The sequence below is a fragment of the Brevibacillus invocatus genome (genome assembly GCF_003710915.1).
GTDB classification, from domain to species: domain Bacteria; phylum Bacillota; class Bacilli; order Brevibacillales; family Brevibacillaceae; genus Brevibacillus; species Brevibacillus invocatus.
The window spans coordinates 429,771-444,097 of record NZ_RHHR01000010.1 but is presented as its reverse complement, the minus strand read 5'-3'; the positions used below and the strand labels follow the sequence as shown (position 1 = coordinate 444,097).

The following is a 14,327-nucleotide window of genomic DNA, read 5'->3' as shown; positions in this document are numbered from 1 at the left end:
TGACGTGTAGGAATCTATAAGCACTAAGCTTGTGAAAGGTTTTTTATCCTACTTGGACGACTCTCCTCATATACTGGGACAAAGATCGGTCGATCATGAAGAGGAGGGGGATACCATGAGGGTTCTCCTGTTTGTCGTGCTGTTCGTCGTAGCCTTTGACATGCATGCCCAGACGCCGTTGCTGGCGCCGTATTTGAATATTCTCGGGGTATCTGCCGCCGTGATCGGCTTTGTCCTGGGCGCATATGCCATAAGCAACCTGACAGGCAACCTGTTGGCCGGGCCGTTTCTGGACCGTTTTCCGAAAAAGTGGTTCATCGGTGGCGGTTTGATACTGGCTGGATTTATGCTGATCGGCCAAGGGGTCGTCAAAAGCACGGAAGGTTTTTTTGCTTTTCGCCTGATGCTCGGCTTCTTGATGGCTTTTGTATCACCTGCCTGTTCAGCGATGCTGGGAGAGACAGGCAGGACTGAGCTGGAGCAGGGAAAATTGATGGGGCAAAAAGGATTGGTGCTGACTTCAGCCGGAATCATTTCTCCTGCGGTGGGAAGCTTTTTAGCCGTACAGTTTGGCTATGGACAGTCCTTTGTCATCCTTGGCTATCTGATGATTGCAGTCGGCGTATTTGCATGGCTGGTCTTGCCCAAGCGAGTGGAGGGCGGGATGGCGTATCAGCCCAAAGTACAAATGACCGGAAACAAGGGTTTGGTTGCCGTGCTTGAGAACAGAATGCTGTATCCCGCATTTTTAGGCGGCTTTGCCGTTCTGTATGCGCAAGGGACGATTATTTATGAGGTTCCGTTGCTGATCCAGCGACAAGGACTGTCTCCGGCAGTTACAGGAATTTTGTTCAGTCTGAAGGGTTTGGGTACGTTGGCCATTCTGAGCCAGTTCTGGCTGTACCGAGTATCGGTCGAGAATCGGATTTTTGCTTCTTTCGGGGTTCTAAGCCTCCTGCTGTATGTATTAGCCATTGGCCTCCCAGTGCCGATCCAGGTGATGATGTTTTTCATGGGGGGATGTTTCGGTATCTTGTTTCCAGCCCTTGCCACAATCTTGACGGTCCACTCGCCCAGAGAATTGTACGGGAGTGTCTTCAGCGTCTATTCAGCCGTCCTTTCCTTGGGAGCTGTTATTAGCCCGATTATTGCAGGATTGCTTGGCAACTGGCATCACTCCTACTTCATCGCATTTTTTGTGACAGCTGGGGCGTGCCTGATTGGAGGTATTCATCGCTGGCTGGTTAGCAGCGTGCCGAGGTAGCAGTAGAAGGGTGAAGCTCACTTCCTTCCTATTGTTTCAACGCCTTATCGACTTTATAATGGCGATATGAAAACGGGAAAAACGACCAATGCATGGAAACGAATGAGGCGAATAACGGCTTGTCTGATTCTGTTTATCCTCTGTCTCAATTTTCCGACCTGGACACCTGCTTTGACGGATGAGAATGGAGGGGCGCTGCCAAACAGTATTGCATCACTGGAGCAGATTGAGCTGGGGGGAATTTTGTTTGCACCTGAGTATTCCTGGGAAAAATTCCACGCGTTTATGCTGTCACTCAAACAACAGAACAGCTATCCCTAGCCGATACAGGGTACGATTGCTGCTGGCAGATGTCAAGAGCAGGATGGATTCCATGGAATGGGCTGTGAAAAAATAAAATGTACGGAGGAAACCCGATGATAAAAGAAAGAATCCCCTGGTAATCTCGTGCTCCACCTCCTCTCGTTTCATGAAACCAAAAGATAATTCAATGAAAACGAGAGGATGTTCGACATGTGGCCAAAATCGATCGATTGGAAAAAGATTAGGTTTGGTGTGGAAATGGAGTTTGTGGGTGGTGACCCCGAAAGTCTGGAGTTGTTGCCTGGTTGGGTGGTCTCGTTGGATGAACGGCAGATCGACGAAACAGGAGAAGAGTCTGGCAGTGAGATAAAGCCGCCACCGCTATTGTGGGAGGAACGTGACCAAATACGAGTCATGCTTGACCGGCTTCATGCTCAAGGGGCATGGGTGAATTGGAGCTGCGGGCTTCATGTCCACATTGATTTGGAGGCATGGGGACAAGAAATGATTCTCCCCTTACTAGACGCAGCGCTCTTGTACCAAGAAACCATGCAGTCGTTGTTGCAAACCAGCCCGCATCGAACGATCTATTGCCCGCCGGTAAAAGAGGACATACGAAAGCGCTATGTCGACAAACCATCTGAAAGAGCGGTTCTTCGTCCAGGACGTCCTCAATCCCACAGGTGCGGAATCAACACAGCTGCCTGGTTTGACATTGGGACAGTAGAGATTCGTTATGCTAATGGATCGCTGAACGAAGATGAGATCATGAATACTATCGAATTTTGCCTTCGCTTTGTTGCCGCAATCGGAGAGGGGCGCAAGCTTACCCGCGACCCGCGAAAAATGGCGATAGAGCTGGGGGCTCCGGTTGGGGGATATCCAGCTCCCATCCCCATACCACGCTGGTATCAGGAACGGCTTTGGTTGGAAGATGGCCTGATTCCGGCTGTCAAACAATTGGCGGGTGAGCTTGTAAAGGATGGGGAAATCCTTCAAATTTTACCGGTGCCAGATGGTATCTTGATCGCGATTGAGGATCAGGAGGGGAAGCCCTTCAAATATGTGGTTCAACCACCTTCTGAAGGATGGAAAATGGTTCGGCAGGTTAAGGAGTAGAGGTATTAAGGTATAGCTACAAGCCTTTCGTCTAAAGGGACGGAAGGCTTTTATTATACTATCGGAAAGTTTAAGTGCGCTAAAGCGCTAAAAAGATTAGCGGAAGATAGTATAAGTGCAACTAAGGCTCCGCCAAAAGCTTGGCGTAGCCAAGTTTTCTAATGAAATTGGCACATGGTTAACACAAATCGTTAAGATTCCCGAGTTCCTGTAGCTTTTTTCTCCGGCTTCAGGTTTGCAAGCTATGGAAGGGAAAGCTCAAAAAGGACTGCAACAGCCTGCCAGCCGGCAACCTGTCGTAGCCCTCTGATCCATGTCCGACGAAATTTCTCGGCTCTTACTCTTCCCCCGTTGCTACCGGATTGTCCGCATACGATACCCAGTCACTCCAGCTCCCTGCATACAGCTTGGCATCCGTTCTCCCAGCCGAGTGCAGTGCGAGCAGGTTGGAGCATGCGGTCACGCCAGAGCCGCAGTAGACGATGATTTCCTTGTCGGCAAAAGGCGCGATCCGATCTTGAAGCTTGTCCACCGCTTGCATGGTTTGCTCAGGAGTGAGGTTGTCCTTGTAAAAGAAGTTGAGCGCTCCTGGAATGTGGCCGGCTTTGGGATCGAGCGGCTCCTGTTCGCCGCGATAGCGTTCACCAGCACGAGAATCGAGCAGAATCGTCTGTTCACCACGTTCCTTTACCCCTTGAACGTCAACCAGCATCTCGGTTCTTACGTCTGGTTCAAAGGCAGAAGCGGTCGCTGTAGGAAGTTCTGCAGTGACTTCATAGCCAGCCTTTTTCCAAGCGGCATAGCCACCGTCGAGGACAGCCGTGTTGTCGTGTCCGAGATAGCGCAAGAGCCACCATAGACGACCTGCCATTGCCATTTCCTGATCGTCGTACGCGATGACCGTTTTGGTCTTGTCGATCCCTACGCTTGAAAACAGGGAGACCAGGTCATCGATATCCGGCAAAGGATGACGTCCCCCGTGTTCCTGTTTCTTGCCAGACAGATCGCGGTTCAAATGAAAATAGAAAGCTCCCGGAATGTGATTTTCTCTGTATGCTTTTTCTCCCGCATCCCCATCCGCATCAGCCAGAACAAAGCGGCAATCTACAATAATCAGTTGCTCGTCCTGCAGATGCGCGCGCAGCCACTCAGGGCTAACCATAGCTTGCATAAATCTCCCACCTTTCGTTTTTCTTCATCATAGCAGATGCGTATTCAATCAGGTACAATAATTGAAGCAGCTATAGAAAAAGGAGAGAGACAAATGAAGCGCGCCATCCGATATTTTTTAGAAGGATTGCTCTATGTCATCCCGCTTGCGGTTACGGTCTTCATCCTTTACAAAATTTTTGTTACCGTAGACAGCTGGCTGAACCTGCCGATTCCCGGAGTAGGTTTTCTTTTGACGATTGTCGGAATTTTTGTGATCGGCTTCCTGGCGTCCAATGTGCTCACTCAAGGCTTGATGTCGCTGATTTCGCAACTGTTTGAAAAGGTTCCTTTTATCAAGCTGATTTACACTTCGATCAAGGACTTGATCGGCGCTTTTGTAGGGGAGAAAAAGAGCTTTGATAAACCAGTTCTCGTGACTTTGTCCCAGGAAGGGTTTCCCAAGGCCATCGGATTCATTACGAAAGAAGACTTGGAAGCCTTTGGGCTTACCGATCACGTGGCGGTATATCTGCCACAATCGTATAATTTTGCAGGCAATCTGCTGATCTTTCCCGTGGAACAGGTTCAAATCCTGGACGTAGACAGCTCCGAGGTCATGGCGTTTCTCGTATCCGGAGGGGTATCTGGAAAATAAAAGAAAGAGGGTTGGGAGATGTTTCCCAGCCCTCTTATGATTCTGTCGAGCTTTTTTTATGTTTCGCGTTTGTGAACCAGCGACGCACATCACCATTGAGAATCAGGTTGGTGACAACACCTGCGACCAAGCCCCAGAACGCTGCTCCAATACCTGCGATGGACATGCCAGAAATCGTGACGAGAAAGGTAATCAGCGCACTTTCACGATGAGAAGGCTCGCTCATGGCTGAAGTCAGACTGGAGATCAGGGATGCAAATAGCGCGAGTCCGGCGATAACCGCTGTCAGCTCTTTCGGAAATGCAGAAAAGACCGAAGCAATCGTCGCTCCAAACATCCCGAATACGAGATAGAACAAGCCAGAGGATATGCCGGCAATATATCGCTTATCCGGATCGGGATGTGCTTCTTTACCTGTACAGATGGCAGCTGTTATGGCTGCCAGGTTGATCCCGTGCGAGCCGAAGGGAGCCATCAGAAAGGAAGCGAGTCCGGTCGTCGCAATGAGAGGACTGGCGGGTGTATCGTAGCCATCTGCTTTAAGCACGCTCATGCCAGGGGCATTTTGCGAAGCCATCGTGACGATAAACAAGGGGATGCCCAGTCCGATGATCGCATCCAGTGAAAAGGTGGGCATGGTAAAGATCGGCTCTGCCAGTTTTACCTGGATGTGATCCAGATGCATACGTCCAAAGCCAAACGCAATCGCTACACCGACGAGCAAGGAAAAAACGACAGCATAGCGAGGCGTCCAACGCTTGGCGAGCAGATAGGTGAGAAGCATCGCGATGGCGAGTGCAGGGAAATCTTGCATGGAGACGAATACCTGGACTCCAAAAGAGAGCAGGATCCCCGCCAGCATCGCTGTGGTAATAGACTGGGGTACATGCTTCATGATTTTAGTAAAGAGACCGGATATGCCGAGCAGGGTAATGGCGAGTCCTGCGAACAAAAACGCCCCGATTGCGTCGGAAAAGGAATAGGCGGACCAGCTCGCCACAAGAAGCACAACCCCTGGAGTAGACCAAGCTGTAATGATTGGAGCCTTGAACCAGATGCTCAGCACGATGGCAGTAAGGCCTGTCCCAAAGGAGATGGCCCATATCCAGGATGAAAGAAGAGCTTCGCTGAGTCCAGCTACTTTGGCAGCCTGAAAGACGATCAGTAACGGGCCTGCATAGGAGACCATGGTCGCGATGAGCCCGACAATAAAGGCGGATAGTGAAAAATCATTATGAAGTTGGCGCAGGCGTGAAGACAAGAGAGGTTCCCCTTTCGCAAATTTGATCGACAATTCTGGATGATTGCCTTTCATTATACCTGCATGTTGATGGGTTTGCTTGAAGAATTCTAGGCTTTTTCGTTCAATATATAACGGATCGTGCGCTTCGTGATATTGAGCTTCTGGCTTAGCAGCTGTCTGTCGCCTTTCGTCTCCGCCAGTCCTTTTTCGATGATGGTCCGTCCAACCTCTGTCTCCAGCTGTTTAATCCGCTTGATCAGGTATTCAAAATCGATTTCCTCAATCGACTTCACATGTCGGGTAATCGACTCCACAAATCGGGTACACTCCAGATCGATATGTTGCACGGTTTCAGACATCAAAGATGCAGAAGGGCTCTGACCAATAGCCTGCTCACGTATGCTGGCCGGCAGATGCTCTGAACGCAGTACCTGACATTCGTGCAAGGCCAGAGTCTGATTCAAGACATTGATGAGCTGCCTGACGTTGCCGGGCCAAGCGTATTGCTGCAAAAGCTCCATGGCCTCCGAATCAATCTCACAATCCTCGCGGCTTCGCTTCTCCAAAAAAGCATGAGCGATTGCCGGGATATCCTGGACTCGTTCACGCAGGGGAGGAATCGTCAGCTTGATGCCTTCCAGACGGTAGAGCAGATCTCGGCGAAAGCGGTTCATGTCTACTTCGTGCTCCAGATTGCGGTTTGTCGCAGAAATAAAACGGATGTTGCTTTGCGCGACCTGCTCGCCGCCCACTCGCATGTATTCTCCTGTTTCCAGCGTACGTAAGAGCTTGACCTGAATCGAGGTCGGGGCTTCCCCGATCTCATCCAAAAAGAGTGTCCCATTGTGTGCCAGCTCAAAAAAGCCCTTTCGCGACTTTATTGCCCCGGTAAACGCACCTTTTTCATAGCCGAACAGTTCACTTTCCAACAGGGATTCAGGTACCGCCCCACAGTTGAATGCAACGAAAGGCTGCTGCGATCGCGAACTGGCTCCGTGGAGAAAGCGGGCCATGAGTTCCTTGCCTGTTCCGGTTTCTCCTTCGATCAAGACATGGATGGCTTTGGGCGCCAATTTTTTTGCAATCGCAGCGACCTTGGCCATCGGACTGCTTGGAGCGTATACAATGCCAAATGAAGCGGCTTCGCGGACAAGCTCATGCTCCTGATGGACCGATGCTTCCAGCAGCGAATCGATTACACGCTCCAGACTATCGAGGTCATCAAACGGCTTTTCCAGGTAGTCCTTGGCTCCCCACTGAATCGCCGTTACGGCTGTTTTGATGGTGCTGTAGCCCGTCATGATCAGGACTTCGCAGGATGGGTATACGGCTTTGATCCGCCTCAATAAATCTAAACCCGTGGCATCGGGCAGCTTCAGGTCGAGCAGGGCAGCGTGGAATCCGGTGGACGGTTCATGCAGCAGCCGATCCACCTCTTTTCCCGTATGAGCGACGGTCACCTCGCAGTTTTTCTGCCGGAGAAAATAGGTGAAAAAGGACGTAACCTCGTGTTCGTCATCGACGATCAGGATTCGTTTCTTCGTCATCATGTACCTCCTCATCCGATAACTGTGGCAACAACAACGTGAACCTGCTGTAGTGGCTGCTTTCGCTCTCAGCCGTGAGTTTTCCTCCGTGGGCAAGCGCGATGCCCAGACTGACGGACAGGCCCAGACCGGTTCCTTTTGAGCGCTCCTTGGTAGAAAAGAAAGGCTGAAAGATTTGCGGAAGATGATCAGGCGAGATGCCGCTGCCATTATCGTGAACGAAAAGGCCGACGTACGAACGATCATCTTCCTGGTGATGAAAGGAGCGAATCGTGATTTGCGGGTCTTCCTTGCCTGCGAGCGCATCTCTTGCATTTAGCAGAAGATTGATGATAATTTGCTCGATCTGATGGCGGCTGCCGTAGAAAGAAAGAGGAGATGGGGATGCCTCGAAGTGTACGGCTAATCCCGAGACGGTAAGCTGGTAGCCAATCAGCCCCAGCGCATCTTCCACCACATCATCAATCGAGACGATTTCAAACTGATATTCTTCCTGACGCGAAAAGGTCAGGAGGTTCTGAATGATTTTTTTGCACCGAACGCCGCAGCGGTAGATGTCATTCATCAGGGGAGTGGCAGAGCTAGTCCCCATTTCCCGCAACAGAAGCTGAGAATTGCCGAGAATGGCCGTCAAGGGACTGTTCAATTCATGAGCAATGCCTGCTGCGATTTCACCGATAGCTGCCATCTTAGCGGATTGAACCAGCTGGGCCTCGATTTTGACTTTCTCATGGACATCCTGAAAGAGCAGGATATTTTCCACGCAAACGCTGATGTGGCTTGCTGTCAGGAGAAACAATTCGTATTCTTCTCCGGACAACTGCTCCTCCTTCTGATGGAGAATCGTCAGAAAGCCGAAATTTTGCTGGCGTGGGCTGTGCAAGGGAACAGAAGTAGCGGCGTGATCGATGAGAACCTCCTGCAGCGATGCATGCAGCCTAGTCTGGTTCAGCGACATATCCGCAGATGCGGCTTCGATCAAGGTTTGGCACTGCCATTCGGTTCCATTCCAGCGGGAAAGATAGGTAGAACGCGTGCCTCCTTTCACCAGGGAAAGGGCAAAATGCTCTAAGGGAAGAATCTGCTTCAGCTGGGAAGCGATGTAGATGCTTGTCTCAGGCCAGGAAGCATTGATCTGGATTTGCGTCAACTGATTGATCACAGCGAGCTGGCTATTCTTCTTTTTCATTTCTTCAACCAGATAGTTCAGCTCTGTGTAGTAGCTTTTGCGAGAGGATTGGATGCCGGTCAGCTTCTCTAGCATTTCTTGTTTGTCAAACATGAATGGCCTCCTAGAGTGCTTGTTGAAAGAGAGCGGCAACATCATTCGCACTCATGTCGCGGGGATTGGTCGTCATGCATACGTCGAGAATGGCGTGTTCACTCAAAAGCGGAATCTGCTCAGGCTGCAGGCCAATGGCAGAGAGGGACTCCGGGATATCCAGATCACGCGCCAAGTCCTTTACAGCTTTTAAGGTAAGGCGAGAAGCGTCATGGGAACTGAGGCCAGCCGTGCTTTCGCCCAGACACTCGGCGATTTGCCGGTACTTTTCAGGGGCAGCGATATAGTTGTACTCCAGCACGTACGGCAAAAGAATCGCATTCACTTCCCCGTGAGGCGCGTCGAGAAACCCGCCAAGCTGATGAGACATCGCATGGACGGCTCCGAGGATGGCGTTTGAAAAGGCAATCCCTGCTTGCAAGCTGGCCATGGCCATTGCTTGCTTGGCTTCTGCGTTGTAGCAGCTCGCCACAGATGGTCGCAAATGATTGGCGATCAAACGCATGGCCTGCAGCGAATGAACCTCGGTGAGAGGCGTGGCTGCGAGTGAAATGTAGGATTCGATTGCGTGGGTGAGGACGTCCATGCCTGTGTTCGCCGTCAATTGCTTGTCCTTGGTCATCAAAGTCTGCGGATCAATAATCGCGATATCGGGAATAAGTGACTTGGAGATGATTGCCATTTTGACTTTTCGTTCACTATCTACGATGATCGAAAATTGCGACACCTCTGAGCCGGAACCGGCTGTGGTAGGTACCATCACCATAGGCGGCAAAGGATGCTCAATTTTATCGACGCCCTCATATTGGACGATACTTCCATCATTGGTACCCAGCAAGGCAATCGCTTTTGCTGCGTCTACGGCACTGCCTCCTCCAACACCCAGGATCGCATTGCATTCACGGGCACGATATTCGGCTACTCCTGCGTGAACCTCATGGTCTTTAGGATTGGCAGTGATCTGGGTCCACAGGAAATAGTCCAGGTTTTGCTGGCCGAGATAGTGGATAATACGCTCGATCCAGCCTGCGTTCTCTACCCCTGGATCGCTGACAATGAACACACGCGTCGCACCCAGCCTGCGCAAACTTTCCCCCACCTGGCGAAGAGATTGATTTCCAAAGATGATTTCAGGTGTCATAAATTTAGAAATCTGCATACGTTGCTCCTCCTTCCTCCATTTCATAGTAATACCGCACGATAGCGTCGATTTCCTTTATCAGCCAAAAGGTCGGCAGTCGGGCCGTTTTTTTGACCATTCAGCCAAAAAATTGGCTGAAAAGAGTGATGAAATGCACACTAAATTCGAAATATAAAGCGTTTTCATTTTGGCACGCTGTTTGCAAAAGCATAGGAGTGTCGGATATTCCAAAAAGAAAAGAGGAGGAAGCAGCGATGAAAGCAGCGGTTGTCAACGGTTTCAATCAGAAGCTCGAGGTAAAGGAAGTAGAAGTGCCAGAGGTAGGGTATGGTCAGGTATTGGTTCGCATCAAAACCTGCGGAGTCTGCCATACAGATCTGCATGCAGCCCAGGGTGATTGGCCAGTCAAACCAAAACTGCCTTTGATCCCAGGACATGAAGGTGTCGGTGTAGTAGAAAAGCTCGGCGATGGGGTGACCTCACTGAAAATCGGAGATCGTGTAGGGATTCCCTGGCTCTTCTCTGCTTGCGGAGAATGTGACTATTGCCTCACTGGCTGGGAAACTTTGTGTCAGCAGCAGCTAAACGGCGGCTACTCGGCAGACGGCGCCTATGCGCAGTATTGTGTGGCACCTGCTGCGTACGTAGCACGGATTCCGGATGAACTGAACGACGTCGATGCTGCCCCTATTCTGTGCGCGGGTGTCACGACTTACAAAGCGTTGAAGGTGGCAAACATCAAGCCAGGTGAGTGGGTGGCCATCTACGGAATCGGCGGGCTGGGACACGTTGCCCTGCAATATGCCAAAGCGATGGGCTACAATGTGGTAGCGGTCGACATCCATCAGGAAAAACTGGAGCTGGCGAAAGAACTGGGAGCAGACGTAACGGTGAACGGCAGTGAAACAGACCCGATTCAAGCCATTCAGGAGCAAGTCGGTGGCGTTCATGCTGCGATCAGTGTCGCTGTCACGAAAAAGGCTTTTGAGCAGGCGTACAAGTCGGTGAGACGCGGAGGCTCGTTGGTCGTCGTGGGCTTGCCGAATGCCGACCTGCCAATCCCGATCTTTGATACCGTTCTTAACGGAGTAACGGTAAAAGGCTCCATCGTGGGCACTAGAAAAGACATGCAGGAGGCGTTGGATTTTGCAGCGCGTGGAAAAGTGAGAGCAATCATCGAGACTCAGCCATTGGAGAAGATCAACGAAATCTTTGAGCGTATGGAAAAAGGGCAAATCAACGGTCGCGTCGTTCTGACTCTGGATTAAAGAGATTATAAAAAAGCTGCCATCTTGCTGGTCTGTTACAGGACCAGGATGGCAGCTTTTTCGTCAGGTTTTCTAAGATTCAGCATTCAAATACTTCTCATAAGGCGTGTAATCGATTTGCTTGGATTCCAGATGGGCAATGAGCCACTTATGATCTCTTTTCGGTGTAGCGACGATGTACCCTTTGACAATCAAATCGGTTGTAATGGTGTGTGCTTTCTCTTCCAGAGCCAGTTGTCCGATCTTGGCCGCGATAGAGCGCCGCGCAACGTCACGAAAAAGCTGTGGCACGGGGGAGACCAGTTCGTTCAACAGCTCAAGCCCTTCCTCCGTCCAAAGCGAGCGCGTCTTATCAATATAATGATCCTGCCAATCGAGATCAGACTTGCCATCCTGTTTGGGCATCGATTTCAAAAATTTGCGGAACATGAAGTATCCGCCAATAAACATCAGACTGACCAGAACAATCGTCCAACCCACGATAAAGAAGGAGAACCCTGCGGTCATTTGCATGCTCGTACACCTCGTTTACCAGACACTTTATATAAAAAAATGCATGTACATCAAAGTGTAACGCATTTTGCTTCACACAACAAACTTTTTGTGTGCAAGCCCTTCCCGAGGGTTTTCCCTTCCCAAGCGCACATATAATTTAGTATGATAAGAATTAATCTTATTTAGGAGTTGACGCTCATGTTCAAGCTTGGACAACGTGTCGTCATCGTGGCCGACTCCTTTGAGCAAGGTTTGCCAATTAGCGAATACGGGTACCTGATCGCTCGTGACCGTAATCCCGACAGTGCATTTGCGTGGATAGTGCGAATCCCTAAAATAGATAAGCAATTCCCCGTTATTGAAGAGGATATCGCTCTGGAAGAGCAGCTTCTGGAAGAGGAGGCTGAGAGAGTATCCCGCGAGGCTTTGCTCGATTACGCGCTGGCAACACGCAACGAAGCATTATTTCGTCAACTGCTGGGCATGCAGGAGGCGGAAACGGCTAATGACGAACCCGTCAAGGAATCAATGGAAGAATTTATCCGCAAAGTAAACATGAAAGCCTGGATTTGAGACGGGAGACGCGGATCTGAACGGTTTTCCTTATGGGAAAATCGTTCTTCTTTGCTGGATTCGTCCATTCTCTTGATACAATTTGTGTAGGAAATGAAAGCGAGGCTGTTTCATGTCTGATTTTGTGACGTTTACCAATGAGTTGGGCCAATCCGTACAGATGTCGCGTGAAGCTTATCAAAAAAAAGTGATTCCCGGCAACCTGGATAAATACTGGGACAACAAGGAGAAGCTGCGAGAGTACGCCATGGAGCTGGCGAAGGATCAGTTCAACGAACAGGCTGCGATCGCTGCGGACAGGCTTTTGGAGCTGTACGGGCCCATCGAGTCAGCACTGATTTTTCGCGCTGTCGTCCACATGCAAGCCAGAGAATTTGAACGAGCCAAAACGATTTTGATCAATTGTCTGGATCGTTTTCCGGCTTCAGGAGCCGCATGTACCAACCTGGCCAAAATCTATGGAGCTGAGGGTGACGAAGCTAAAGCCTTTGAAATGCTGGAAACAGCTTTGTTCAAAGATCCGAACCAGGAAAATGCTTTGAATTTATACGCGCAAGCTTTCATTGCTGGCGGAAAAAAGGATGAGCTCAGACGCAGATTGGAAACGCTTGCTGCCAAAGAAGGGGCGTGGCGTCCAAAGCTGCACTTGGCGCGAGTCGCACTGAGTGAGGAAAACCTCCTGAAAGCGATGCACTGGTACAAGCAAGCCATTGAAGGGTCTTCAGATCGCTTCGAGGTAGTCATGACTGTAACAGGGGAGTTAGGACAAGCCGGATACGTCTACCAGCTGATTCAGATTTGTGAAGAGTATTGGCAGCCCGATTTCCCGTTTCCATATGCAGGATTTAATTACGCCAACGCGTTGCTCGCTACCGATCAAAAGGAAAAGGCGATTGCGATATTGCGTCATATGCAAGATCACTTGGCTGATAACTTTAAACCGATGGTCGATCAATTTCTCGCCCGTATCCCAGGCGCGGCAGAGGTAGAAGCAGCAGCGGAACAAAAAGTGGCTCAAGAACAGGCTGGCGATTCCGCACAGAAAAAGAGCTGGTGGAAGTTCTGGAAATAAAGCTATACCGGTATGAAATATGAATAGAAGCTATCCCTTGTCACGAGACGATGGGATAGCTTCTTTCTTCGTATGTGGCTATTGGTAATGAAAATCACTTGTATGATCCATAAAACGTTCATTGGATTAAATCGTTAAGAAGGAGTATGATTAAATTAATTATTAGATAATAGTTATTATTTTTAAATGAGAGGAAGCATTCCTATGAAGAATATTGATTATCATCACCTGAACCATGTGAAGGAGCAGCATAGATCAAAGAAAACACTTTGGATTACTTTGATGCTGACGCTATTTTTTACGATTGTGGAGGTTGTTGGAGGGCTGCTTTCCAATTCACTCGCCCTCTTATCGGATTCGGCGCACATGATCTCCGACGTCATCGCATTGGGGTTGAGCATGACTGCCATTTACTTGGCAACGCGCAAGCCTAATAAGAAGTACACCTTTGGCTTCTTGCGCTTCGAGATTATCGCTTCGTTTTTGAATGGATTAGCTCTTTCTATCATTGCAATCGGAATCTTTGTCGAAGGTATTAAACGAATGATCCATCCACAGGATGTAGATCTGCAGCTGATGCTGATCATTGCTTCCATCGGCTTGATTGTAAACATCGTCCTGACCATCGTCTTAAGCCGCAGTATAAAAGATGAAGAAAACCTCAACGTGAAAAGCGCGCTCTGGCACTTTATCGGAGATTTGCTCAGCTCGATCGGAGTCATTGCTTCCGCTGTATTGATTTACTTTACGGGTATTTACATCTTTGACCCGTTGATCAGTATGGTGATTGGAGGAATTATCTTCATCGGAGGGGCGAAGATCATTCGCGAGTCGTTCGCTGTATTGATGGAATCTGTACCTGAGAAATTCGACCTGGATAAAATCCGCGAAGATATCAGTAGGGTCGAAGGGGTAGAGGACGTCCATGAGCTTCATTTGTGGGCAGTGACTACGGATCATTACTCGTTGACCGCGCACGTCTTTGTGAGAGAAAATATTCAACCGTATTGCGTGATTATGGCCATCAACCATCTGCTCAAGACCAAGTACGGTATCAAGCATTCTACGATTCAAATCGAAGATCCGGCCATTCTGGACCACGGGGAATATGGTAAAAAGTTTTTACTTCAGCAAGCTTAATCTGAATCGTATCGGGTGAAAGGGAACGGTGCTGTCCGTATGTGAGTACGGGACAGCACCGTTTTTGTGAATC

Annotated in this window: 14 protein-coding genes; 8 read left to right on the top strand and 6 right to left on the bottom strand. The window is 49.7% G+C overall.

Annotated features, from left to right (window positions below):
• Nucleotides 1–115 precede the first annotated feature (115 nt).
• From EDM52_RS08330 to EDM52_RS08320, 3 genes are all read left to right on the top strand, one after another.
• Nucleotides 116–1,264, top strand: a complete 1,149-nt coding sequence (locus tag EDM52_RS08330) for an MFS transporter (RefSeq protein ID WP_122908528.1) — start codon at nucleotides 116–118, stop codon at nucleotides 1,262–1,264.
• Between the two features lie 66 nt (nucleotides 1,265–1,330).
• Nucleotides 1,331–1,585 (top strand): hypothetical protein, encoded by a 255-nt coding sequence (locus EDM52_RS08325; protein WP_122908527.1) that lies wholly within the window; start codon nucleotides 1,331–1,333, stop codon nucleotides 1,583–1,585.
• Between the two features lie 192 nt (nucleotides 1,586–1,777).
• The gene (locus EDM52_RS08320; RefSeq protein WP_183184897.1) at nucleotides 1,778–2,686 is read left to right on the top strand and encodes an amidoligase family protein; all 909 of its coding nucleotides are present in this window, start codon (nucleotides 1,778–1,780) and stop codon (nucleotides 2,684–2,686) included.
• Nucleotides 2,687–3,023: 337 nt separating this feature from the next.
• Here EDM52_RS08320 and EDM52_RS08315 read toward each other — a convergent pair whose 3' ends face one another.
• On the bottom strand, nucleotides 3,024–3,857 hold the full coding sequence (locus EDM52_RS08315) for a sulfurtransferase (protein WP_122908525.1): 834 nt from the start codon (nucleotides 3,855–3,857) through the stop codon (nucleotides 3,024–3,026).
• A gap of 93 nt (nucleotides 3,858–3,950) precedes the next feature.
• On the opposite strand from EDM52_RS08315, the gene EDM52_RS08310 reads away from it, so the two are divergent.
• On the top strand, nucleotides 3,951–4,493 hold the full coding sequence (locus EDM52_RS08310) for a DUF502 domain-containing protein (protein ID WP_122908524.1): 543 nt from the start codon (nucleotides 3,951–3,953) through the stop codon (nucleotides 4,491–4,493).
• 34 nt (nucleotides 4,494–4,527) lie between these two features.
• On the opposite strand, the gene EDM52_RS08305 is transcribed toward EDM52_RS08310, so the two are convergent.
• The 4 genes from EDM52_RS08305 to EDM52_RS08290 all read right to left on the bottom strand — a co-directional run bounded on the left by EDM52_RS08305 (nucleotide 4,528) and on the right by EDM52_RS08290 (nucleotide 9,724).
• Nucleotides 4,528–5,754 carry a benzoate/H(+) symporter BenE family transporter gene (locus EDM52_RS08305; RefSeq protein WP_245996674.1) on the bottom strand — a complete coding sequence of 409 codons (1,227 nt, stop codon included), beginning with the start codon at nucleotides 5,752–5,754 and terminating at the stop codon, nucleotides 4,528–4,530.
• An 89-nt stretch (nucleotides 5,755–5,843) separates the two neighbouring features.
• Nucleotides 5,844–7,283 (bottom strand): sigma-54-dependent transcriptional regulator, encoded by a 1,440-nt coding sequence (locus tag EDM52_RS08300; RefSeq protein ID WP_122908522.1) that lies wholly within the window; start codon nucleotides 7,281–7,283, stop codon nucleotides 5,844–5,846.
• A complete protein-coding gene (locus EDM52_RS08295) occupies nucleotides 7,252–8,565 on the bottom strand; it encodes a sensor histidine kinase (protein ID WP_122908521.1) in 1,314 nt (437 codons plus the stop codon). Before EDM52_RS08295 ends, EDM52_RS08300 begins: the two co-directional genes overlap by 32 nt.
• Nucleotides 8,566–8,575: 10 nt before the next feature.
• On the bottom strand, nucleotides 8,576–9,724 hold the full coding sequence (locus tag EDM52_RS08290; RefSeq protein WP_122908520.1) for an iron-containing alcohol dehydrogenase: 1,149 nt from the start codon (nucleotides 9,722–9,724) through the stop codon (nucleotides 8,576–8,578).
• Nucleotides 9,725–9,960: 236 nt separating this feature from the next.
• Here EDM52_RS08290 and adhP point away from each other — a divergent pair, with 236 nt between their 5' ends.
• A complete protein-coding gene (gene adhP / locus EDM52_RS08285) occupies nucleotides 9,961–10,974 on the top strand; it encodes an alcohol dehydrogenase AdhP (RefSeq protein ID WP_122908519.1) in 1,014 nt (337 codons plus the stop codon).
• 72 nt (nucleotides 10,975–11,046) lie between these two features.
• Here adhP and EDM52_RS08280 read toward each other — a convergent pair whose 3' ends face one another.
• Nucleotides 11,047–11,481 carry a DUF2621 family protein gene (locus EDM52_RS08280; RefSeq protein ID WP_122908561.1) on the bottom strand — a complete coding sequence of 145 codons (435 nt, stop codon included), beginning with the start codon at nucleotides 11,479–11,481 and terminating at the stop codon, nucleotides 11,047–11,049.
• Nucleotides 11,482–11,667: 186 nt separating this feature from the next.
• Here EDM52_RS08280 and EDM52_RS08275 point away from each other — a divergent pair, with 186 nt between their 5' ends.
• From EDM52_RS08275 to EDM52_RS08265, 3 genes are all read left to right on the top strand, one after another.
• On the top strand, nucleotides 11,668–12,042 hold the full coding sequence (locus EDM52_RS08275; RefSeq protein ID WP_122908518.1) for an ATPase: 375 nt from the start codon (nucleotides 11,668–11,670) through the stop codon (nucleotides 12,040–12,042).
• Nucleotides 12,043–12,154: 112 nt separating this feature from the next.
• Nucleotides 12,155–13,114: a tetratricopeptide repeat protein gene (locus EDM52_RS08270; RefSeq protein ID WP_122908517.1), complete on the top strand. Its 960-nt coding sequence runs from the start codon at nucleotides 12,155–12,157 to the stop codon at nucleotides 13,112–13,114.
• Between the two features lie 204 nt (nucleotides 13,115–13,318).
• Complete coding sequence (locus EDM52_RS08265) at nucleotides 13,319–14,254, top strand: cation diffusion facilitator family transporter (protein ID WP_122908516.1); 936 nt, start codon at nucleotides 13,319–13,321, stop codon at nucleotides 14,252–14,254.
• The last annotated feature ends 73 nt before the right edge of the window (nucleotides 14,255–14,327 follow it).